This window comes from Sorangium sp. So ce296 (assembly GCF_051529605.1).
Lineage (GTDB): Bacteria > Myxococcota_A > Polyangia > Polyangiales > Polyangiaceae > Sorangium > Sorangium cellulosum_D.
The window spans coordinates 2,236,723-2,259,156 of record NZ_CP150325.1 but is presented as its reverse complement, the minus strand read 5'-3'; the positions used below and the strand labels follow the sequence as shown (position 1 = coordinate 2,259,156).

Sequence of the window (22,434 nt, the reverse complement as noted above, 5' to 3'; positions counted from 1 at the left end):
GCGGACGGGAGAGGAGGGGGCGCTCTGCGACGGCGTCCCCGCTCAGAGGCCGGCGTCCGGAGGAGCGTTGCGCTTCTCCAGCTTGTCCAGGGCCGCGGTCGCCCTGTCGCGGCAGCTCATGTCGCCCTGGTGGATGCAGATCGCGCGCAGCAGCTTGATCTCGCTGGCCGACGCGCGCCCGCCCCAGACCTTCGGCTCGAGCGCCTTTCGCTGCGCCGGGTACGAGCTCGAGTCGAGCGGAGCGCTCGCCTGCGGGGCCCCGGTGCCCGCGGCGCTGGGCGTCGAGGAGGCCGGCGGCGCGGGCGTGGGCGTGTGCGCGTGCTGCTGCGGGGACCAGGACATCTGCGGCGCGCCCTGCGGCGCGGGCTCCGGCTCGGGCGGCGCCTCGGGGTCGACCTGCCGCCGCATCTCGGCCACCCGCTCGCGGAGCGCCGTCGGGACGCCCGGGGTCTTCGCGATCTCGTTGAGCAGCGAGAGCTTCTCGCTCTTCGTCGCGGCCCGCTCGACCTGCTGGAACATCCCCTCCGCCCAGCGCTCCTCGATCTCCCGGAAGCGCTGCGTCTCCCGGGCCGGCGCCGTCTCGGCGATCTCCTGCAGCTTCCGGTGCGCGGCGTCGATGTTCCCCGCGCGGAGGTGCTCGTGCGCCGCGTCGAGGATCTGCGCGTCGTTCCCCCCGACCTCCGGCGTCGCGGGCCGCGCGTCCGGCTCGGGCGCCGCCGGCCCCTGCGAGCGCGCGCGGGTGACCGCGACCACGGCGATGGCGAGGATCACCGCCACCGCGAGGAGGATCCCCACCGCCTTGCTCGCCCCGCCGAGCGAGCGGGACGACTGCACCGCGGGCGCCACGCTCCCGTACACGCCCGCCGAGGCGCCGCCGCCGTCCGGTCCGGCGCGAAAGATCTTGCCGGCGGCGACGAAGCGGAGCCGCACGTCGCCGAGCTCGAGCGCGTCGCCCGCCTCGAGCAGCCCGCGCTTCAGCTCGACGCCGTTGATGCGCACGCCGTTGGCGCTCTGCTTGTCGACGACCTCGTAGCGGCCGTTGCCCAGGCTGATGAGCTCCGCGTGCAGGCGGCTCACGGAGCTGTGGTTGATCGAGATCGTCGCGTCCTCGGAGCGCCCGATGGTGAAGCGCTCCCCGTCGAGCGGGAACTCCGCGCCGGGCGTCGGGCCGACGACCATGACGAGCCGGTTCGGGCGGGTGTGGAGCGGCAGGTGCGCGGTGCTGCGGCTGCCGGGCGGCGGCGTCGGGCTCGTCACCGCGGACGAGAGCGCCTCATCGACGATCTCGATGCGGTAGTCGCCGAGCTGCACGAGGTCGCCGTGGCGCAGGTGCTGCTCGCCGGTGACGCGGCCGCCGTTGACGAACGTGCCGTTGTAGCTCTCGAGATCGCGGATGATCCAGCCCTGGCCGTTCTTGACCAGCGTCGCGTGGCGCCGCGAGACGTTGCGGTCGGTCAGCCGGATCGAGTTCGACTCTCCGCGCCCGAGCGCATACTCCTCATGGGCGAGGGGGAGCCCCGTCTGTTTCCCCTCGTCATCCTCGATCGTCAGCTTCCACATAGCGGGTTCGGGGCATTCAGGCGACGCCAGGCTCGCCCCGCGAGCCGCTGTGGATCGGTGGCATCCGCCGCTCGCCGTGCGAGCCTCCTCTTCGAGGCCGGACTACTTTAGCGAGTCCGCCTCCGGGAAGGCAATGACGGCGCGTCGGCCGATGGCGAGCGGCCGGGACCGCGGCGTTTCGCCGGCCTCCGGCGGCCGGCGGCCGACGGCGCCGGGCAAGAACCCGGCGGGCCAGCAGGCGGGCGCGCGGGCGAGGGCGCGCTCGCAGGCGCCGAGAGCCGCCGTGCGCCGCGCGCCGCCGGCTGGACGCGGCGTCGCCGCGCCCGCAAGCGGCGTCGCCGCGCCCGCAAGCGGCGTCGCCGCGCCCGCGCACAGCCGCGGCGGAACGTCGCGGCCGCGCGGCGTTCCGCCCCGGGTCCGCGCTCGGCGCGGCGCGCAGCGGGCTAATGGCCGCCTCCCACGGGCCGAAACGGGTGGAGGAACGCCGACAGCGCCCCCGGGTTCCGGGTCTGCAGCCAGAGCCGCCCGTGGCCCTGGAGCTCGCAGACGAGCCCCTCGCCGGACAGGAACAGGCCCTTCAGGCCGGCCAGCTTGCGCACCTGATACCGCAGGCCCTCGGTGAACGCGAGCAGGTGTGTGTTGTCGCAGATATATCCCTGGTGCTCGCGGCCGACGTCGATCGCGTGGATACCGCCGTAGCTCGAGAACCAGATCAGCCCCTCGCCGTAGGCCCGCAGGAGCGACAGGCCGCCGGCGAAGAAGCCCTTGGCCCCCTGCCACTTCGTGTCGAGCGTGATGCCGGGCGTGGAGGCGAGATAGGCGCCCGACTGGAGGAAGACCTCCATCCCCGAGCGCAGGATGATGCGCTCGATCGACCCCTCGGGCGCCGGCGCGAGCCGCATGGACTGCATGGGCGCGGTCGCCGTGAACGTGTTCTGGAAGAGGCTCTCTCCGGCCGTCAGCCTGCGCTTGAGCGCGCTGGCGAGCCCGCCTTGCAGGCTCGTCTTCATGTCGATGGCCGCGTCGCGCGCGACCATCGCGCCGCTCTCGGCGATGATCTGCTCGCCGGCGTGCTCGAAGGTCACGTGGAGGACGCCGAACTCGGGGTTGTCTCGGATCTCGTCGCGCACGCCGTCCCCTCGGTCTCTAGGGTTGCCGCGGGGCGAGCCGCGCGCCGATCGCCGCGCCGTACCGGCCGGCGTTGCGCGACTGGACCCACAGGCTGCCGCTGCCCTCGACGTGGCAGACGAGCCCCTCGCCCGAGAGCCACGTGCCGAGCCACGTCGACGTGTTCTTGCCGATCCGGCACGAGAGCGTCGACTCCCACGCTGCGAGGTGGCCCGTGTCGATGACGACGTGGCCTCTCACCGGGAGCTCCTCGAGCGCGCCGAAGGCGCCGATGATCATCTGACCTTGCCCGGCCGTCTCGAGGGCGAAGAGCCCCGCTCCCGAGAAGAAGCCGCGCAGGCCGCCCGAGCGCGTCTTCACGTCGACCTCCGGGCTGGACGCGACATAGGCGCTGCTCTGGACGCACCATTGCCTGTCGCCCACCTCGAGCACCGCCATGTCCCCGGACAGCGGCGTCGCGAACAGCACCTCTGCGTGGCCGCCCTCCGCGATGAACGAGTTCCGGTAGAACGACTCTCCGGCCAGCATCCGCTTCAGGCCCGACATGATGCCGCCCGACTGCGTCTCCACCCGCACGTTGGTCGACATGCCCACGAGCGCGCCGCTCTCGGCGATCACGTGCTCGCCCGGCGCGAGCCAGCACTGCGCGAGGGCCTGGGAGGGACGGTAGAGGAGATTCACCTGCATCGGACGTCTCCGTCGCCCCTCAGGGCGGGAGCAGCGGCGCGAGCCACCCCACGAGCGCGCCGGCGCTGCGCGACTGGATCAGCACGCGGCCGCGGCCGGTGAACTCGCACACCACGCCTTCGCCGGAGACCATGAGGCCCATGAGCCCCCCGCCAGGGCTCCTGATCTTGAGCGCGAGCGACGCGTCGAACCCGACGAGGTGCCCGCTGTCCACGATGAGCGACCCGTCGCAGGGGAGCTCCTCGATCGCGCCGTAGCTCGTGATCCAGAGATCGCCGACGCCGGAGGCCTCGATGAAGAAGACGCCCTCGCGCGCGAGGACGGCGCGCAGCCCACCCCAGCGCACCTTCACGTCGATGTCGCCCGCGCTCGCGAGGTAGGAGCCGGCGCTGAAGAGCATCGTCTCCCCGCGGAGGGGGACGTGCTTGACGCGGCCGCTGAGCGGCGGGGCGAGCCACACCCACCCGCCCTCCGGCGCCTCGATGTGGTTCACGAAGAACGTCTCGCCGCCCGCGAGCTTCCGGAGCAGCGCGACGACTAGCGCCTTGAGCCGCCCGAAGAGCCCGGCGCCGCGGCCGGCGTTGAGCCGGACGACCGTGCGCAGGCTCGGCGAGCGCGCGACCATCGCGCCCGCCTCCGCGAGCAGCGCCTCGCCCGGATCGAGGCTGACCTCCAGCAGCGCGGACGACGGCTCATGCTTGGTGCGATGCTGCATTCGTCTACCCGCGGGGCACGTACATATAACGGACCCACGGCGGGAGCGGAAGCGGGAAGAAGGTGTGTCGAGGTGAGCCGGCGCGGCGTATTTCATGTTTTCTGTCCAGCGGCTCGCTCGCGCTGACTTCTACCCTTCGGCGTGGGTAGACTGAGCGCGTGAGCGACAGGCGACTTACGGCCTCCGAGCCGACGCCCCGCACCGAGCCGCGCAGCGAGCAGGGCCAGGGGTCCGGCTTCGTCGCCGCGCCCCAGCGCATCGCCGGGCGCTACGAGATCCTCGGCCTGCTCGGCACCGGCGGCATGGGCAGCGTCTATCGCGTCCGCGACCTCGAGCTCGACGAGGTGGTCGCCCTCAAGATGCTGCGGCGCGATCTCGCCGACTCGGCCGGGATGCTCGAGCGCTTCCGGCAGGAGGTGAAGCTCGCGCGCCGCGTGACGCACCGGAACGTCGCGCGGACGTTCGACTTCGGCGACCACGAGGGCGAGAAGTTCCTCACGATGGAGTGCGTCGACGGCGAGTCGCTGCACAGCGTGCTCGCGCGGACGGGCCCGATGCCGGCGCAGCAGGTCATCGGCATCGGCTGCGCCCTGTGCGACGGGCTCGGCGCCGCGCACGCGGCCGGCATCGTGCACCGCGACCTCAAGCCCGAGAACGTGCTCCTCGACAGGGGCGGGCGGGTCGTGATCACCGACTTCGGCATCGCCCGCACCTCGTCGGGGCCGAGCGCCGGCGAGTCGTCCGGCTTCGTGCTCGGCTCCCCCGCGTACATGTCGCCGGAGCAGCTGACCGGCGAGCCCGACATCGACGCGCGCACCGACATCTACGCGCTCGGCATGATCCTCTTCGAGTGCCTGACCCACCGGCGCGCCTGGCCGGGCGCCGGCGCGATCGCGGCCGCGATGGCCCGGCTCAGGTCCCCGCCGCCGGATCCGCGCTCGGTCCGTCCGGACGTGCCCCTCGCCGTCGCGGACGTCGTCCTGCGGTGCATGGCGACGCGCCGCGAGGATCGCTACGCGAGCGCGGCCGAGGCCCACCGCGCGCTCCTGCTCGCGCGCTCGCGGGTGTCGATCGCCCCGCAGCCGGCGCAGTCGCTCGCCTCGGTGATCGCCGCGTCCGCGGCCACGGCCGCGCCGACCGCGCCGCAGCCGATCGAGCAGAACCCGACCCGCGTCGCCGCGTCGGTCGAGGCGGTCACCGCGCCGCAGCCGCGGCTCATGTCGCCGACGCTGTCGGCGCCCGCGCCCACGCCGACGCCCACGTCGCCGCCCTCGTCCGCGTCCTCGCCGGGGCTGAAGACGGTCGCCGTGCTCCCGTTCCGCAACGTCGGCGCCCCGGACGACGAGTACCTCGCCGACGGCTTCACCGAGGATCTCACCGACACCCTCTCGATGACGGCCGGCCTCAAGGTGCGGCCGCGCGCCGCGGTGTCCCGGGTGCGGCTCGACGGCCGCGACCCGCGGGACATCGGCCGCGAGCTCGGCGTGCAGGTCGTGGTCGAGGGGTCGCTCCGCCGCACCGGCGGCGGCTACGGGCACGACGCGCCGCGCTCGCAGCCGTCGGCGCCGTACTCGCGGCCGGGCTCGCGCCTGCCGCCGGCGGGCGTGCGCGTGACCGCGCGCGTCATCAGCGTCGAGGACGGGTTCCAGCTCTGGGCGAAGCGGTTCGACAGCTCGCCCGAGGCGCTGCTCGCGGTGAGCGACGACGCGGCGAGCGCCATCGCCGGGGCGCTCACCGTCGACGCCGCCAGCCGCGAGCGCGAGGCGCCGAGCGACCCGCGCGCGATCGACCTGTACCTGCGCGCCCGCCACCAGCTGCGGCACCTCTGGTACGGCGACGCCGCGCCGGCCGTGTCGCTCTTCGAGGAGGCGCTGTCCTTCTCTCCGAACGACCCGAGCATCCTCTCCGGCTACGCCATCGCCTCGGCGCGGCTGATGGCCGCGCAGGGCGACGGCAGGGCGCAGCTCGCGAAGGCGCAGCAGGCGGCCGAGCGGTCGATCGCGCTCGCCCCCTCGCTCGGCGAGCCGTGGGTGGCGCTCGCGACGGTCCGCTTCAGCGCGAGCGACCCCATCGGCGCCGTGCCGGCGCTGCGCAAGGCGCTCCAGCGCGCGCCGAGCCTGGCCAAGGCGCACGAGCTGCTCGGCCGCATCCTCCTCGAGGCGGGGCTCGTCGACGAGGCGGTCTTCCGGCTCGACACGGCGCTGTCGCTGGACCCGGGCGAGCTGTTCCCGCGCTGGGAGCTCGCGCGCGGCCGGGCGCTGGTCGGCGACTGGGCGGGGGCCGGCGTGCTGCTCGACACGCCCGCGGAGGACCCGTCGAGCCGCTTCCACAAGGCGATCATGCGCGCCCGGTTCGGGCTGTGGCGCGGCGCCCCGTACCCCATCGACGACCTCTTGCCGCCGTCGGCGGAGAACGTCCCGGTCCAGTACGCGCGCATCTACCGCGACGTGCTCGCGACGTCGCGGCTCTCGGACGAGCAGCGGGCGTACTTGCGCGCGAAGTCGGACGGCTCGGAGCCGGGCAGCCGCCTGCGCCCGCTCTTCCTCCAGATGGAGGCGGAGATCCTCGCCTTCCTCGGCGAGGACGACGCGCTCTTCCGCACGCTCGCGGGCGCGGTGGAGGCGGGGCTCTTCGACGCCCTCTGGATGCAGCGCTGCGCGGTGCTCGATCGCGCGCGGTCCTCCGCGCGCTTCGCCCCGCTCCGCGCGCGCGTCGAGGAGCGCGCCGCGGCGGTCGTCGCCGCGTTCAGGGCCTGAGCGCCGCGGGCCGCGCGCGATCGGCGCCCAGCTCGCCGCCCAGCTCGCCGCTCAGCCCCTGCGCGCGCTCTTGGCGCCGCGGGAGACGGCGGGCATCAGCACGTCGCCCTCGACGTGCCCGGCGACGTCGAGGAGGGTGCGCCCCTCCGCGTCGCGCCCGGGCCGCTCCCGCGTGTAGCGCGCCGCCGGGGCGGCGAGCACGACCCCGAGCTGGCGCGCCGCGCTCGTGAGCTCGGCCGACAGCGCCGCGTCGATGAGCCGGGACCGCTCGCCGCTCGACGAGCCGGCGGGGATGGCGACGGCCACCGAGCCCGTGACGACCCCCTCGCGCGCGAGCAGCCCGTGCGGCGAGCCGGTCGTCCGCGCGAGCGTCAGCGCCACGCGCGCCGCCTCGAGGCGGTCGCGTGCGGCGGCGAGCGACGCGGCTCCGCGGCGGAGGATCTCGCGCGCGTCCTCCCCCGGGTCGCCGCGGTACGCCTCGGCGAGCTCCGCGTTCGCCTCCCTGATCCGCGTGATCTCGGCCTCGGCGGCCGCGATCTCGGCCTCGTACTGCGACAGATCGATCGAGCTCATAGCGTTGTCGTCAACCTCGGTTCGTGAACAGGATGCTCCCCGCGAGCAGCGCGCCGGCCGCCGCGGCGCCGTAGAGGCAATAGCGCGCGAGCGCCGCGTGGCCAGCGAGGTAGAGCTCTAGCCCCGCGAAGCCCGCGGCGATCGCGAGCGCCGCGTAGATGAGCTGGCGCACCCCCGTGTACACGAGCGACGCGGCCTGGGCGAGGCCGCGGATCTTCACCTCGGCCTCGCCGCGGTTGGCGCGCGTGAGGTACTTGCGCAGGTCGTCCGGGATCGTCAGCGCCTTGATCCCCATGTCCTTCGCCGCGTCGAGGGCGATCTGCGCCCAGTCGCGGCTGCCGAGGACGAAGTCCTGCAGGTACGGGCGCACGACATCCATGGGGTTGAGGTCCGGATCGAGCTGCGTGCAGACGCCGGTGAGCAGGAGCAGGGTGCGCTCGAGCAGCACGAAGTCGCGCGGCACGTGGAACGCGCCGGAGAGCTCCTTCAGGCCGATGTTCATGCGCCTGAGGTCGATGAGGCTCTCGATGCCCTTCTGCGGGTCGAGCTTGATGTCCTTCAGGTTGAAGGACTCGAGCTTCACCTCGTCCTGGAAGCGCTGGTGGAAGAACTCGACGACCTTCTCGCTGACGTCGACGGTGTCGCGGCGCGAGAAGAAGCGCATCTTGCGCAGCGCCTTGATGATCCCCTCGGTGTCGCGGCGGATCACGGCCTCGAGGAACTCGGGGATGCCCTCGCGCATCTCCTGGGAGAGCTCGGCGACCGCGCCGAAGTCGAGCAGGATGAGCTCCCCGTTCGGCCCGACCAGCATGTTCCCCGGGTGCGGATCCGCGTGGTAGATGCCGTCGATGAAGATCTGCTGGCAGAAGACCTGCACGATGTGCCGGGCGAGCGCCTTGCGGTCGACGCCGTGCGCCTCGAGGGCCGCGACGTCGCCGACCTTGATCCCCTCGACGAACGTCGTCGTCATCACGCGCCGCGTGCAGTAGGGCTCGATGGGCCGGGGGAAGCGGACCTGCGGCTGCTTCGCGAAGTTGTCGGCGATGCGCACGATGTTCCTGGCCTCGCGTACGAAGTCGAGCTCCTCCAGGATCATCGAGCGGATCTGGTGGTAGTAGGCGTCGAGCCCCTGCACGGGGACGAACTTCGCGACGATCGCCATGATGCGGCGGATGGTGAGCAGGTCGAGGCGGACGATCTCGTCGATGTCGCGGTGCTGGACCTTCACGGCGACGCGGGTGCCGTCCATGAGCCACGCCTCGTGGACCTGGCCGAGCGACGCGCTCGCGAGCGGCTCGCGGTGGAAGCGGGCGAAGACCTTGTCGATGGGGCGCCCGAGCTCCTCGGCGATGCGCGCCTCGATCTCCTCGTAGGGGCGCGGCGGCACCTGGTCCTGGAGCCCCTCGAGCCCCGCGCGCAGCGTCGCGGGGAGGAAGTTCGCCATGATGCTGAGCATCTGGCCGACCTTGATGAAGAGGCCCTGGAGCTCGACGATCGTGCGCTCGATGCGGCGGGCGTTCCTCGCGTGGACCTCGTCCACGCGGCCCTGCGCCCACGCGTCGCCGAGGAGGCGGCGCAGGAAGAAGAACCAGAGGTAGCTCGCGATGACGGTGAACGTCGTCAGGTAGGCGCGGACGAAGCGGCCGCTCTGCGCGGCGTTCTGCCGGAACGAGCGGGGCGCCGCCGCGGGGCGCCGCGCCGGCTCGAGGGCCGCGGGCGCGGCGCCGACAGCATCGGGCGGCCTCGACGTCGCCGCGCCGTCGGGCGGCCTCGACGCGGTGGTCGCGCCGTCGGGCGGCCTCGACGCGGTGGCCGCGCCGTCGGGCGGCATCGACGCGGTGGTCGCGCCGTCGGGCGGCATCGACGCGGTGGCCGCGCCGTCGGGCGGCGTCGACGCGGTGGCCGCGCCGTCGGGCGGCGTCGATGCGGTGGCCGCGCCCTCGGGCGGCGTCGACGTGGTGGCCGTGCCGTCGGGCGGCATCGGCGTGGCGCCGTCGGGCTCCCGATGGATCGCGCCGGGGCGCAGCTCGCCGGGCGCGCGCGCGGGCTCGGTGGGCGAGCGAAGCAACCCGGGGGACGGGCCCTGCTGTTCCGGGGCGGCGCCGTGTGACACCGCGGCAGCCTAGCATCGCTCGGCGTCAGCCCGCGAACACGCGGGCTCGATGCGGCGCGCCATGCCCTCGTCGCGTCATCGCGCGACCGCCATGGCCTCCGCGATCGCGTCGTAGACCGCGGGTCGCGCGCGGCGGATCGCGTCGGAGGCGCGCGTCGGGTGGACGCGGTTCGTGAGCAGCGCGCCGACGAGCTCGGCGTCCGGGTCGATCCAGAGGCTCGTCCCGGTGAAGCCGAGGTGGCCGAAGGTCCGCGGGCCGAAGCGGGCGCCTGCGCTCGGCCTCTCGCCGCTCTTGCCGTCGAACCCGGCGCGCAGCGACCCGCCTGGCCGCGGCTCGATCAGCCGCCGGACCTCGTCGCGCGAGAGCCACTCCGGCCGCTCGCCCGCGAGCGCCTCGAGCAGCGCCACCCCGAGCCGCGCCACGGACATCGCGTCGCCGAAGAGGCCCGCGTGCCCGGCCATCCCGCCCTGCGCGATCGTCCAGGCGTTGTCGTCGTGCACCGCGCCGCGGATCACGCCCCCGCGGAACGCCACGTCCTCGGTGGGCGCGACGCGCTCGTCGAACCGCGGATCGCGGCGCCCGAGCGCGCGGGCCGGCGCGACCGCGAGCCCGAGGGGGCCGGTCACCTCGCGCGCGACGACCTCGTCGAGCTCGGCCTCGCCGCGCCGCGCGACCGCGGCGCCGAGGAGCAGGTACCCGAGGTCGCTGTACACCGGCGGGAACCCGCCCTCGGGCGGATCGCCCGCGCACCCTTCGCGGCGCCCGTCCGCGCAGGCGCGCAGCGCCTCGAGGGGATCGATCGGCGCGCTGTCGTCCGGCGGGTGGAGCGTGCGGTGCGCCTCGAGCCCGGCGCGGTGCGCGGCGAGGAGCTCGAGCGGCACGCGCGCCGATCGCGTGCCGGCGAGCTCGGGCAGCACCTCTCCGAGCGGCTCGTCGTACCTCGCCTTGCCGGCGCGAACGAGCCGGGCGAACGCCAGCGCGGTGAACGGCTTCGTCACCGACGCGAGGTCGAAGATCGCGTCCATCGTCGCCGCGGGCGGCGCGCCGCCCGCGCCCGCCGGCGGGCTGTCCTCGAACCACAGCCGTCCGGCCGCGCCCGATCCGTACCGGACGTTGTCCCGTGTGCGCACGGCGGCGGCGACGCAGGCGCAGGGCGCGGCGCGGTGTTCTTCGACCGCGAGCGCAGCGATCGGCGTGAGGTCGACGAGGGCCATGGCCGAGGATGAGGAGGGGTGTGCGCCCCTGTCAAACGCGCTCTGGAGGCGGGCTGGACCGGGCTCGGGGAAACGCGGAACGTTCCTCGAAAGATCGAGCGGCGCGGCCGGTCCTGCTTCAGGATCTCGCGGTGAACTCTCCCTCGAGCACCGAATCACGCGCCGCCGTTGCGTCGCTCGCCGCGCTCGCGGCGAGGTACGACGATCGCCGGCCCGATCGCTGGGCGCCGGTCCCCGAGCAGCTCGACGCCGCGATCGCGTTCGACGTCGAGCTCGCCGAGGCTGGGCGCGTGGCGCGCGCGCCGCTCGTGGCCGAGCTCGCGCGCCGCTTCGAGTTCCCCGCGCACTACCTCGACGCGATCCTGCTCGTGCCGCGCGAGCGCTTCGTCCTCCCGGAGGATCTCGCGGCCTCCGCGGACGACACGCCGCTGCCGCTCGACCGGGCCGGGCACGCGACCGTGAGCGCGCCGCACGCGTACCTGCTCACGTTCAGCCTGCTCGGCCTCGCGCCGGGCGATCGCGTGCTCGAGCTGGGCACCGGCACGGGCTACGGGGCGGCGCTCGCGCGGCGCATCGTCGGCCCGGCCGGGCACGTCGCCTCGATCGAGATCGATCCTGCCCTGCACGCGCGCGCGGCGCGGCTCCTCGGCGCGCGGCCGGATCGCCATGGCGACGACGCGGCGCTCGCGGGCAGCGGCGCCGGTCCGTCCGACGAGGGCGCGAGCGTCGCGCTGCTGTGCGGCGACGGGCGTTCGCTCGCCGAGCGCGTGCTCGCGTCCGGGCGGGCGATGCCGTCGGAGCGCCCCTGGAAGGTCGCGGTGACCTACGCGCTGATCGAGCCCCCCGCCGCGCTCGAGGAGCGGCTGGCCGACGGCGGCGTCCTGGTCGCGCCGGTCGGCGCGTGGGAGGGCCACCAGGAGCTCATGCGGGTCGAGCGCCGGCAGGGCGCGCTCCTCCGCGAGGTGCACGGCGCGGTCCGCTACGTGGCGGAGCGCGGTCGCGGGTAGGCAGCTCGCTGGGCGAAGCCGGTGAGCGCGGCCGCCGGCGGCGGGCCGGCCCGCGTCCGCCGGCGCATCGCGCGCGGGTGTGCGCCCCGGGGCTATCGGAGGCTGGCCATGCGCGCCCCCTGGTTCACGGCGCCGCGCCGCAGCGGTGCGGGGAGGCTCCTGTACCCGGCCCCAAGCTCGGGTTAACGAGAGAGCGGCGATGCTGACGGAAGCGCACTTCAAGAATTTCAAGCTGCTTCGCGACGTGAGGCTGCCTCTCGGTCCGCTCAACGTGCTGGTCGGCCCGAACGCCGTGGGCAAGAGCACCGTGCTGGAGGGGATGCACTACCTGCTCCAGCTTGCCGCCGCGAAGCCCGCGACCCTCCGTCCGGGGTCGCCCTTCTGGAGCAAACGCGCGGTGGAAGACCTTGTCGCGAAGCCGGACGCCACCGAGCTCGCGCTGGAAGCCGTCCTGGCGGACGGCAGGCGGTTCGGTATCCGCGCAGGGGCCGCGAAGGAGGAGCCGGAACCTGAGCGGTTCCACCTGTGGTTCGGCAAGGAAGGGCAGGAGACGGAGCTCCGTCTGCCCAGCGGCGACCAGGAGGAAGAACGGCTCTTCTTTCGAGGCCCCCGCGAGGCGAAGCTCGGATCGGTCGTCCGGCTCAAGCTGCACGCCGAGACGCTCGCCGCCGAGCACTACTCCGAAGAGGAGATTCCAGGCGTCGGCCACGACGGTGAGGGTCTGGCTTCCGTGCTGCAATACGTGCAGGGGCTGCGAGACGGAACGCTGGAAGCCATCGAGCACGATCTGGCGACCATCGTCCCCGGCGCGCGGCGCATCCGCGCGCTCCCCGCTCGCCTCAAGCGTCGGGAAACACATCGGATTTCCGTCGATGGTCAGGACTTCTGGACCGAACAATCGCGCGACGTCACCGGCGCCCGCTTCGAGGTCGAGTGGGAAGGGCTGGGGTGGGTGCCTGCCGGTCAGCTCTCCGAGGGGACGCTGCTCGCCCTCGGCCTCATCACGGTCGTGCGCTTCGACGCGCCGCGCCTCGTCCTGCTCGACGATCTGGACAAGGCGCTGCACCCGGTCGCGCAGCGCAAGCTCGTCGCGCACCTCCGTGGCGTGCTCGACACCACGCCTCACCTGCAGATCGTGGCGACGAGCCACTCGCCGTTCCTCCTCGACGAGCTGCGCGTGCAGGAGGTGATCGTCATGAGTCGCGCTGGAGCGCGCGGCTCGGCGCTGCGTCGGCTCGACGAGCATCCGACGTCGCAGAAGCGGGGCGCCTACCTTCGTCCGGGTGAGTTGTGGAGCCTCGTCGATGAGGGGTGGGTGAGCGAGGGCGTGGGGTGAGCGCTGTCGCCCTGGGAGTCGCCGCCGAGAGCGCCGGCGACGTACGGATCGTCCAGACCCTCGTGGACCGGGTGCTCATCGACGAGATCTCCTGGGTGGCGGAGACCTTCGAGGGGTGTCGGGCGTCGATGGAGGACGGCCTTTCCCCGTGCCGGAGCTGGCGGCTGATTGCAGCGTGGATCCCCGAGGACGACCGAGAGCGCAAGCGGCATGCGGCCCTTCGCGGCGAGCTCCACTTCGACCCCTGCACGAAGCCGGAGCAGCTCACCTCGAAGAACGAAGCGGATCGTAAGGACGTCAAGCGGGTCCTCGCGGTGCTGACCACGACCGGGCGGGATGCCCTCGTGCGCTGGGCCGACGTTCCCCTCGAACGTCTCGAGGCGCATGGTGGAGCGTGCGGCCTCGCTCGCTTCGTGCGCGAGTTGCGCGAGCATCTCGTGCCGATCGTGGAACGCGGCTGAGATGCCCCTGTCCTCGGCCGCGGGGCGCTCGTTGCGCTTCCGGACCCGATGCTCCGTCGCCTCGACCACGGGAGCCGCCGCACGGCCATAGCCCCGAGGGCTGTGTCGTCCGGTTCGACCCGCAGCATGTCCAGATGACACACCTCCCTGTCCAGATGACACACCTCCCTGTCCAGATGACACACCTCCCTGTCCAGATGACACACCTCCCTGTCCAGATGGCGCTCTTTCGCGTCCGGATGACACACTTCCGTGTCCGGGTGCGAGCTGTGACGGTCCGTGCCAGCGTTCGGCGCCTCGTGGCTCATCGAATCCGCCGTCTTCCGGCCTTGCGGTGAGCGCCGGCGGGGGTCTCCGCGCGGCGGGGGCGGGTGGGCGCGGCGAGCACCGAACGAGGTGCCATAAGGTTTCAGGGGGCTCTGCGTCTCAGGCGCGCCTTGTGTGGCGCGCGACGAAACGTCCCAGGAGGCATGGCCCGAAGTGAGACATGCCGGGCGGTGTTCTCGGCGTAAGCGCCCACGCTCCCGTCTTGGCGGATGGCCGAGCGCCCACCCGCCCCCGCCGCGCGGAGACCCCCGCCGGCGCGTGCGTCTCGGGATCGCGCTCCCTCCGCATCCGCATCCGCGTCCCCGTCTCCGTCCCGCGCCCCGCGTCCCACGTCGCACCACCCCCGCGCCCCCTGGATCAGAGAAAGCCCCACCGTCTTTGACCCCCGGCCTCGCCGAACTTTATCCTGGCGTTCCCCGGAGGCGGGGCCGCCCCGGCGCGTCGGCTCGGCCCGCCGTGGACCCAGGGAGAAGACCGGAAGCACTATGGCGGAGTTCGTTTGGGAGGCGCGCGGCCGCACCGGAGAGATCCGGAAGGGCACGATGGAGGCCGAGAACGAGGCGGCGGTGCAGAACCGCCTCCGCGCTCAGCAGCTGAGCCCGACCCGCGTCAAGAAGAAGGGCGCCGCGCTCAACATCAGCCTGAGCTTCGGCTCGGGCGTCGAGGCCAAGGACCTCGTCAAGTTCATCCGCCAGTTCGCGACGATGATCGACGCGGGCCTCCCGCTGGTCCAGTGCCTCGAGATCCTCTCGAACCAGGAGCCGAACAAGATCTTCCAGGCGGCGCTGCGCGACATCAAGAACACGGTCGAGCAGGGCGCCACGTTCAGCGACGCGCTCCGGCGCCACCCGAAGATCTTCGACGACCTGTTCGTCAACCTCGTCCAGGCCGGCGAGGTGGGCGGCATCCTCGACAGCATCCTGAACCGGCTCGCGATCTACATCGAGAAGCGCGTGAAGCTCGCGCGCCAGGTGCGCGGCGCGCTCGCGTACCCGATCGCCGTCATCGTGATCATGATCGTCGTCATGGTCGTGCTGATGTCGTTCGTCATCCCGTCCTTCGAGACGATGTTCGCGGAGTTCGGGGCGAAGGACGCGCTCCCGCAGCTCACGAAGATCGTCATCGCGACCTCGAAGGCGTTCGTCACCTACCTGCCGCTCATCGCCGTGCTGACCGTCGCCGCCATCGTCGGCGGGACCTACTTCTACCGCTCGCCGTCCGGCAAGCGGATGGTGCACCGCCTCGTGCTCCGGCTCCCGATCCTCGGCCCCGTCATGCAGAAGATCGCCGTGGCGCGGTTCTCGCGCACGCTCGGCACGCTCCTCGGCTCCGGCGTGCCCATCCTCGACGCGCTCGACATCGTCGCGAAGACGGCGGGCAACGTCGTCGTCGAGGAGGGCCTCATGTACTCGCGCCAGAAGATCTCCGAGGGGAAGAACATGGCCGAGCCGCTCGGCGAGATGCAGGTCTTCCCCGGCATGGTCGTGCAGATGGTCGCCGTCGGCGAGCAGACCGGCGCGCTCGACACGATGCTGAACAAGATCGCCGACTTCTACGAGGAGGAGGTCGACGTCGCCGTCTCCGCGCTGACGTCGCTGCTCGAGCCGCTCCTCATGGTCGTCGTCGGCAGCATGGTCGGCGTCGTCCTCATCTCGATGTACCTGCCGATCTTCGATCTCGCCGGCAAGATCAAGGCGGAGTGATGTCGCCCGCGGCCTCCCCGGCGGACCCCGGCGGCGAGGCCGTGGCGCGGCCGGACGAGGTCGGGGCCGGGCCGCCGCCGGCGCCGGCGCCGGTCGCGTCGCCGCTCCCGCCCGGCGCTCCCGGCGGCGCCGAGGCGCCGCTCGCGAGCCGGCTCACCTGGCTCATCGCGCTGCGCCTCGCCGTGCTCACGGTCTTCCTCGTCGTGACCGCGGCGGTGTACCTCCGCGGCTTCACCCCCGGGGGCTTCTCCAGCATCGTCGCGCTCGTGACGGTCGCCGCGGCGTACGGCGTCTCCGGCATCTACGCGGTGTTCCTGCGCATGCAGCGCGCCCTCCGCGGGATCGCCCGGGCGCAGCTCGTCACCGACCAGATCACCTGGACCGCGCTCGTGTACATCACCGGCGGGGCCACGAGCGGCGCCACGTCGCTCTACGGCCTCACCTGCCTGACGGGGGCGATCCTCCTCGGCGTCCCCGGCGCGATCGTCGCCGCCGCGTCCGGGGCGGCGGCGTACCTGCTCCTGTGCGCCGCGCTCGGGCTGCACCTGCTCGGCGTGCCGCCCGACCAGCCCTCCGGCGCGTATGTGACGCAGTGGGACGAGCTCCGGTACCCCATGTTCGTCAACCTGCTCGCGATCGTGGTGGTCACGCTGCTCGCGAGCTACCTGGCGGAGCGGCTGCGCGCGACCGGCGGCCGGCTCGTGCAGGCGACGGCGCGGGCGGAGCAGGCCGAGCGGCTCGCGGCGCTGGGCCGCCTCGCCGCGGGGCTGGCCCACGAGATCCGGAACCCGCTCGGCTCGATCGCGGGCTCCATCGAGCTCCTGCGCACGGGCGGGACGCTGTCCGACGAGGACCGGAAGCTCTGCGAGATCATCGAGCGCGAGACGGCGCGCCTGAACGACCTCGTGGGCGACATGCTCGATCTGTCGCGCCCGCGGGTGCCGGCGCTCGAGGCCGTGGACCTGTCGGCGACGGCCCGCGACGTCGTCGTGCTCGCGGGGCGCTCGGGCCGGGGCGGCGACGTCGAGGTCCGCTTCGAGGGGCCGCCGTCGGCGCCCGTGAGCGCCGACGCCGCGCAGATGCGCCAGGTCGTCTGGAACCTCGTGCGGAACGCGATCCAGGCGAGCTCGGCGGGCGCGGTCGTGACCGTGCGCCTCTGGCGCGACGCGGGCGCCTGGCTGCTGGAGATCCGCGATCAGGGGCGGGGCATCCCGGCGGGCGCCCGCGATCGCCTCTTCGACGCGTTCTTCACGACCCGCACGCACGGCATGGGCATCGGCCTGGCGGTGGTGAAGCGGATCCTCGACGATCACGGCTTCGGGATCGAGGTCGACAGCCGCGAGGGCGAGGGCACCGCGTTCCGGGTGCGGGTCCCGGTCGGCCCGCTCGCGGCCGGCGAGCCGGAGCGCCGCGCGGACGCCGCGGCCGGCGCGCAGCTCGCCCCGCGATCCCGCCCGGCGGGCTGACGCGGGGGCCCCGCCGCCGCGCTCGCCGCGCGTCACACCGGGCGCGTGGCGCTCCGTTCACGCTCCCCCGCGCGCCGCGCCCCGGGCGCTCCGCGGGAGATTGCGGCGGAGCCCGCCCCCGGGCGTGAATAGCCCGCGGAGACCGTCGTCTGCCCCTGGACAGCGGCCCAGCGCCGGCGGATTGCCCTGTGGTTTCGCGGTGTTCATGGAGAGCACGGACCGGACGTGACCGCGCCGGCGCGGGCCCCGTCCGACGTGGCAGGCCGCTTGCCTCGTGCGTAGAACGACTAGAACGAGGGCGAGCAGCGCAGGCGACCGAGGCTCGCGCGCAGCTCGCAGGTACAGAAGGAGAACCATACGTGACACGCAGGATGAACCATCTCTTCGCGGCGACGTTCTCGCTGCTCGCGCTCACGCTCGGCCAGGTGGGCCTCGCGAACGCCGGGCCGGCGACGGACGTGGTCAAGGCCAAGCAGACGGTCCTGTTCGACCTCCTGAAGAAGGGAGGGGCCGACAACCAGAAGAAGGTCGGCGCGATCTTCGACGAGATGCTCGACTACTCGGCGCTGGCGGAGAGCTCGCTCGGCAGCGAGTGGGCCGCCCGGACCGACGCCGAGAAGAAGCAGTTCACCGAGCTGCTCAAGCAGCTCGTGCGCAAGGCTTACGAGCGCAACCTGAAGAAGACGCTCGACTTCAACATCGAGTACACGAGCGAGACCGAGAGCGCCGGCGTCATGACGGTCAAGACGAGGGCCGTCTCCAAGAAGGACGCGCGCGAGGAGCCGGTCGAGATCGCCTTCAAGCTCTCCGAGAAGGGGGGCACCTGGCTCGTGCGGGACATCATCACCGAGGGCGTCAGCCTGGTGGGGAGCTACCGGGCGCAGTTCACGAAGATTATCAAGAAGGACGGGTTCCCGGCGCTCGTCCAGAAGATGAAGGACAAGCTCGCCAAGGGCGACGTCTGACGCGCGACCGCTGACCGGCCGGCGCGGCCGGCGACCGGCGCGGCCAACCGGCCGGTGCGGCCGCGCGGCCGGCGCGCCCGCGCAGACCGGCCGCCTCCGGCCGCTCGCGGCCCCTTCCCGGGCGGCCGGCCGCGCCTCGCCCGCTCCGTCGCGTTCCCCTTCGTCCGGCGTGATTGCCGTGAACTCGCCTCAATTGCCGCGGGGTTGATAGCCTTGGCGGGTATGGCTGCTGGACAGAGGCGCGGCCGGTCGGCGCGCGCGCTGGGCCTTTCGCCGTCGCTGCGCGCGCTCGCGCCCGGCGGCGGAGCGGCCCCGCGCCCGCCCGACGATCGCCCCGTCCTCCGGCTCGCGGTCAGCAAGGGGGCGCTCGCGATCGAGCTCGGCGAGCCGTTCGCGATCGGCCCGCTCCGCGTCACCGAGCTCGTCGTGCGGCTCGCCGGGATCCGGTTTCCCGTCGACCTCTCCGGCGGGGTCGCGCGCTTCCGGCACCGGCGCGGCCAGCTCGCCCGGCTCGTCGTCGAGGCGCAGGGGACCGAGCTCGCCGGCTGGGCCGCGCCGCGGCTGCGCGGCTTCCTCGGCGACGGCGCGCCGCAGCTGATCATCGCGCCCATCGAGGACGGCGCGCTCGTCGCGCTGCGGTCCGGCGAGGCGGCGCTCGCGTTCGACGTCGCCGTCGCGCCCGGCGAGCGCGCGCTCAGGCTCCTGCCGGAGCGCGCCCGCGGCGTCGGCCTCGCGGCCCCGCCGCACGCGCTCGCGCTCCAGGCGCTCTCGATGATGGCGGGCCCGCACGGCCGCATCGTCGAGGGCGCGATCGTGCTGGACGCCGCGATCGAGCGGGTCGTCCGCCTGCTCCTGCCCGCCGCCGGCGCGAGGGCGCCCGCGGTGGCCGGGGTGCAGTGGGCGTCGGTCGTCGCGGAGGCGGGCCGCTTCCGCGCCGAGGGCGCGCTCGACGCGGCGCCTCCGGCGCTGGGCGATCGCGCGCTCCGGGCGCTCGAGGCGGCCGAGCTCGCGGGCGCCGCCGACGAGCTCGCGCTCGCGAGCGGCCTCGACGACGCGCGCCGCGTCTACCTCGCCGCGCTGGAGCGCGCCCCGCGGCACCCGGAGATCTCCGCGCGCCTCGCGTGGATCGACCTCCTGGCCGGCGAGCGCGCCGAGGGGGCGCTCTCGACCGTCGTCGACGCCATGCCCGCCGTCGACGCCGGCCTGCTCGGCGGCGCGCTCCTCGAGGCGGTCGGCGACCGCGACGGCGCCTTCTCGGCGCTCGCGCGCGCCGCGCACGCGGAGCCGTACGGCCCGCTCGCCGCGCTTACCTGGCTGCGCGCGGCGAGGCTCGCGGACGCCCTCGACGTGCGCCTCGACGCGCTGAACCTCGGCGTCGCGCGCGCGCCCGGGCTCGACGCGCTGCGCTGGGCGCGGCTCGAGGCGCGGCTCGACGTCGCCGACGTGCGCGGCGCGCTCGCGGACGCCGAGCACCTCGAGGCCGCCGCGCGCGGGGCCGAGGCGCGCCACGCCGCCTCCCGCAGGGCCGCGGAGGCGTTCCTCGCGCGGGGCCACGCGGCCGACGCGCGGGCGCTCTTCGAGCGGGCGCTCCGTTACGCGCCGGAGAGCCCCGACGTGGTCGCGGGCCTCGCGCGCTCGCTGCGGGCGGCGGGGGAGGGGAGGCGCGCGCTCGACCTCCTCGCCCGCGCGCGCGTCCTCGCCGCGCGCAGCGGCGCGACCGCTGGCGCGCTCGATCTCGAGCTCGGCCGCGGCCTCGCGGAGATCGCCGGCGATCTCCCCGCGGCGGTCGCGCGCGTGCGGGCGATCCCCCCCGGCGCGCCGGAGTCGCTGGAGGCGCGGCTGCTCGAGGGCCGCTGGTGCGCCGAGCTCGGCGATCTCGGGGGCGCGTCGGTCGCGCTCGGGCGGCTGCGCGACGCGGTGGAGCTCGCGCTCCAGGACCGCGCCGCCGACCCCGGCTCCGCGCGCGCGGGCTCGCCGCTCGTCGGCGGCCCGGCCGCCGTCGCGGCCCTGCTCGCCGAGGCCGCCGAGATCGAGGAGCGATCCCGCGGGGATCTCCTCGCCGCGCAGCGCCACCTCGGCCTCGCGCTGCGCCTGCGCCCGCGCGATCCGGAGATCGCCGCCGCGTTCCGCCGCGTCTCGGGCGAGCTCGCGCCGCAGGTGGCGCCCCCGCGCGGGGCGCGGCCGAGCCCGGCGCCTCGGCCCCACGCCACCGAGCAGCGGATCGAGGTCCACGTCCCCGCGCCGCCTCGCCGGCGCTCGATCCCGCCCGAGCCCGTGGTGGTCGCGCCGCCGCCGGCCCCTTCGCCGCCGATCGCGCCCGCCGCGATCGCCCGGACGCCGGCCGTGACCGCGCCGATCGCGCCGGCCCCCGCGCCGCGGATCGCGCCGCCGCCGGCCCCGCCGATCGCGCCGCGCGATCCCGGGCTCCTCGACGAGATGCCCACGTTCGACAGCAGCGACACGTCGACCGACCTGCCCGACATGCCGCCCGTCCCGAACAGCGTCACGCTGGCGGAGGGGCAGGCGCCGTTCGCCCGCGCGTTCGGTGTCGACGACGAGCTCCTGGCCGAGCGGCTCGCGGATCGGCTCCGCGCCGATCCCACCGACCACGGGGTGGCGATGGCGCTCGCCGACGTGCTGGAGCGGCTCGGCCGCGATATGGATCTCCTCGCCCTGCTCTCGGCGCGCCTGGAGGAGGGGGATGAGGCCGCCCGCCAGGAGGTCGCGCCGCGGCGGCGCGGCGTGCTCGCGCGGCTCGCCGCGCGGGCGCGGGCCGAGGGGCGCGCCGCCGAGGCGGAGCTCTACGAGATGCTGCTGCACGCCGAGCTCCCCTGAACGCGACGGCGCGCCGCGCGCCGGGCGCGCCGCGCGCTTGGCCGGATCGCCGGGCCCGTGATAGCCGGATCTCCTGCGCAGCGCGCGCAGCGCTTGGAGGTGCAGCATGGCCGAGCAGCCGACGAACCGCGTCCAGCAGGAGGGCTCGCCGCGCGAGCCGGGCGCCTCGCCCGCGAGGCCGGGCCGTCCGATCATCGTGCAGAAGTACGGCGGGTCGTCGGTCGCCGACGTCGACAAGATCGGCAAGGTCGCCGACCGCGTCGTCGCCGCGAGGCGCGCCGGCAACGACGTCGTCGTCGTGGTCAGCGCGATGGGCAAGACGACCGACGGCCTGCTCGCCCTCGCCCGGCAGGCGGCGAGCGCGGGCGGCGGCGCGGCCGCGGATCCTCCCCGGCGCGAGCTCGACATGCTCCTCTCGACCGGCGAGCGCGTCTCGATGGCGCTCCTGTCGATCGCCATCCAGGCCCGTGGTTTCGAGGCGATCTCGTTCACCGGCTCCCAGTCCGGCATCCTCACGAACGATCGCCACTTCGACGCGCGCATCATCGAGGTCCGCCCGTTCCGGATCGAGGACGAGCTCGCGCGCGGCCGCATCGTGATCGTCGCCGGCTACCAGGGGATGAGCTACCGCCGCGAGATCACGACGCTCGGCCGCGGCGGCTCCGACACGACGGCGGTGGCGCTCGCCGCGGCGCTGAGCGCCGAGCGCTGCGAGATCTACAGCGACGTCGACGGCGTGTACTCGGCCGATCCCCGGGTCGTCCCGGACGCGCGTCACCTGCCGGAGCTCGACGGCGCGGTGCTCCAGGAGATGGCCGAGTGCGGCGCGAAGGTCGTCTGCGCCCAGGCGGTCGAGTGGGCGCGGCGCTCCGGCGTGGCGCTCTATGCGCGCTCGACGTTCGACGCCGTCCCCGGCGCGCGGGAGACGGTGGTGCGCCGGTTCGCACCCGGCTCGACGTCGTCGACGCACGCGGCGCGCGCGATCGTCGCCGAGGGCAACGTCGTGCTCGCGCGGGCACCCGGCGGTCTCCGGCTCGACGCGCTCCTCCGCGCGGCCGGCGAGCTCGGGCTGGGCTTCCGTGATCTCTCCTTCGGCCCTGGCGGCGGGGCGTTCGTGATCCCGCTCCTCAACGTGCCCGACTGGCAGGGAGCCAAGCGCCAGCTGATCGCGCTGCAGCCGTCGCTCGAGCTCGACGAGGGCCTGGCCTCTGTCAGCGTCGTCGGCGACGGCCTCACCGCGACGGCGTCGCCGCTGTCCCGCTTCATCGAGGTCCTCGGCGGTGCCGGCATTGCCCCCCGCTTCACGGTCGCGTCCCCCCTGCGCCTCGGCGCCCTCGTCGACGCCGCCGACGCCGCCCCCGCGCAGCGCCTGCTCCACGCCACGTTCGTCGCGCCCTGAACCTCAAGCCACCTCGTCCACCTCTTCGACCCCGTACACCGCAAGCCCCCGGGGAGGGTGTTGTCGGCGCGGGGCAGGGGGTGGGGATGGGCCGATGTTTGAGCCTGAGATGTGCGTCATCCGGCTTGCCGGATGGCGCACATCTCAGGCGAGTTCGGCGGGGCCCCACCCCCCTGCCCCGCGCCGAC

At 74.3% G+C, this 22,434-nt stretch carries 16 protein-coding genes; 9 read left to right on the top strand and 7 right to left on the bottom strand.

Annotated features, from left to right (window positions below):
* Positions 1 to 42 precede the first annotated feature (42 nt).
* From WME98_RS08680 to WME98_RS08665, 4 genes are all read right to left on the bottom strand, one after another.
* On the bottom strand, positions 43 to 1,560 hold the full coding sequence (locus tag WME98_RS08680) for an FHA domain-containing protein (RefSeq protein ID WP_437950844.1): 1,518 nt from the start codon (positions 1,558 to 1,560) through the stop codon (positions 43 to 45).
* A 443-nt stretch (positions 1,561 to 2,003) separates the two neighbouring features.
* Positions 2,004 to 2,690, bottom strand: a complete 687-nt coding sequence (locus tag WME98_RS08675) for a TIGR00266 family protein (RefSeq protein WP_061623586.1) — start codon at positions 2,688 to 2,690, stop codon at positions 2,004 to 2,006.
* A 16-nt stretch (positions 2,691 to 2,706) separates the two neighbouring features.
* On the bottom strand, positions 2,707 to 3,375 hold the full coding sequence (locus tag WME98_RS08670) for a TIGR00266 family protein (RefSeq protein ID WP_061623585.1): 669 nt from the start codon (positions 3,373 to 3,375) through the stop codon (positions 2,707 to 2,709).
* 19 nt (positions 3,376 to 3,394) lie between these two features.
* Positions 3,395 to 4,090: a TIGR00266 family protein gene (locus WME98_RS08665; protein WP_437950843.1), complete on the bottom strand. Its 696-nt coding sequence runs from the start codon at positions 4,088 to 4,090 to the stop codon at positions 3,395 to 3,397.
* 158 nt (positions 4,091 to 4,248) lie between these two features.
* Between WME98_RS08665 and WME98_RS08660 the strand changes: the two genes are divergently transcribed.
* On the top strand, positions 4,249 to 6,846 hold the full coding sequence (locus tag WME98_RS08660) for a protein kinase domain-containing protein (protein ID WP_437950842.1): 2,598 nt from the start codon (positions 4,249 to 4,251) through the stop codon (positions 6,844 to 6,846).
* A gap of 51 nt (positions 6,847 to 6,897) precedes the next feature.
* Here WME98_RS08660 and WME98_RS08655 read toward each other — a convergent pair whose 3' ends face one another.
* From WME98_RS08655 to WME98_RS08645, 3 genes are all read right to left on the bottom strand, one after another.
* Entirely contained in the window at positions 6,898 to 7,419 is a 522-nt protein-coding gene (locus WME98_RS08655) for a hypothetical protein (RefSeq protein ID WP_437332936.1), read from the bottom strand.
* Positions 7,420 to 7,429: 10 nt separating this feature from the next.
* Entirely contained in the window at positions 7,430 to 9,532 is a 2,103-nt protein-coding gene (locus WME98_RS08650; protein WP_437950841.1) for an AarF/UbiB family protein, read from the bottom strand.
* 75 nt (positions 9,533 to 9,607) lie between these two features.
* Entirely contained in the window at positions 9,608 to 10,747 is a 1,140-nt protein-coding gene (locus tag WME98_RS08645) for a serine hydrolase domain-containing protein (RefSeq protein ID WP_437950840.1), read from the bottom strand.
* A 131-nt stretch (positions 10,748 to 10,878) separates the two neighbouring features.
* Here WME98_RS08645 and WME98_RS08640 point away from each other — a divergent pair, with 131 nt between their 5' ends.
* The 8 genes from WME98_RS08640 (at position 10,879) to WME98_RS08605 (ending at position 22,246) form a co-directional block, all read left to right on the top strand.
* Entirely contained in the window at positions 10,879 to 11,754 is an 876-nt protein-coding gene (locus WME98_RS08640; protein WP_437950839.1) for a protein-L-isoaspartate O-methyltransferase family protein, read from the top strand.
* A 145-nt stretch (positions 11,755 to 11,899) separates the two neighbouring features.
* Complete coding sequence (locus WME98_RS08635; protein WP_437950838.1) at positions 11,900 to 13,090, top strand: AAA family ATPase; 1,191 nt, start codon at positions 11,900 to 11,902, stop codon at positions 13,088 to 13,090.
* Positions 13,087 to 13,551 (top strand): hypothetical protein, encoded by a 465-nt coding sequence (locus tag WME98_RS08630; RefSeq protein WP_437950837.1) that lies wholly within the window; start codon positions 13,087 to 13,089, stop codon positions 13,549 to 13,551. Before WME98_RS08635 ends, WME98_RS08630 begins: the two co-directional genes overlap by 4 nt.
* A gap of 812 nt (positions 13,552 to 14,363) precedes the next feature.
* Entirely contained in the window at positions 14,364 to 15,581 is a 1,218-nt protein-coding gene (locus WME98_RS08625) for a type II secretion system F family protein (protein WP_061624224.1), read from the top strand.
* Positions 15,581 to 17,047 (top strand): sensor histidine kinase, encoded by a 1,467-nt coding sequence (locus tag WME98_RS08620; RefSeq protein ID WP_437950836.1) that lies wholly within the window; start codon positions 15,581 to 15,583, stop codon positions 17,045 to 17,047. Before WME98_RS08625 ends, WME98_RS08620 begins: the two co-directional genes overlap by 1 nt.
* Before the next feature lie 371 nt (positions 17,048 to 17,418).
* Positions 17,419 to 18,012 carry an MlaC/ttg2D family ABC transporter substrate-binding protein gene (locus WME98_RS08615; RefSeq protein WP_437950835.1) on the top strand — a complete coding sequence of 198 codons (594 nt, stop codon included), beginning with the start codon at positions 17,419 to 17,421 and terminating at the stop codon, positions 18,010 to 18,012.
* A gap of 222 nt (positions 18,013 to 18,234) precedes the next feature.
* The gene (locus WME98_RS08610) at positions 18,235 to 20,847 is read left to right on the top strand and encodes a tetratricopeptide repeat protein (protein WP_437950834.1); all 2,613 of its coding nucleotides are present in this window, start codon (positions 18,235 to 18,237) and stop codon (positions 20,845 to 20,847) included.
* Positions 20,848 to 20,953: 106 nt separating this feature from the next.
* Positions 20,954 to 22,246, top strand: coding sequence for an aspartate kinase (locus WME98_RS08605; RefSeq protein WP_437950833.1), 1,293 nt, complete (start codon positions 20,954 to 20,956; stop codon positions 22,244 to 22,246).
* The last annotated feature ends 188 nt before the right edge of the window (positions 22,247 to 22,434 follow it).